Annotated in this window: 1 pseudogene; it reads right to left on the minus strand. The window is 59.7% G+C overall.

The features are described from left to right. A pseudogene (locus G6018_RS12795) lies at window positions 1–335 on the minus strand (cytochrome P450); the annotation flags it as partial.

Genomic DNA, 335 nt, shown 5'->3' on the forward strand with positions numbered 1-335 from the left:
TTCTCGTTGCTCTGCAACATGGTGATCAGATCGAAGCCGGGTTCCTCCCCGGCTTCTGTCCGGGCCTTCTTGTCGTACCACAGAGAACTCAGACCGCTCGCCATGTCGCGCATCCCGTCGAACGTCTCGTCGAGGTCCGCGGGACCACCGTTGGCCTCCTCGAACGACGTCGCCATATCTGACCAGTACACGAGTTTGCGACGTTCCTCGTAAGGGAAGTCCAAGAGCGTCGCGAGCATCCGAGCTGTCAATTCGATCGAGACGGTCTGCACCCAATCGAAAGGCTGATTCACCGGCAAGCCGTCGAGCACCTCGCGAACCCGAGACCGAATGAG

The sequence above is a fragment of the Dietzia sp. DQ11-44 genome (genome assembly GCF_014145205.1).
Taxonomy (GTDB): Bacteria; Actinomycetota; Actinomycetes; order Mycobacteriales; family Mycobacteriaceae; genus Dietzia; species Dietzia natronolimnaea.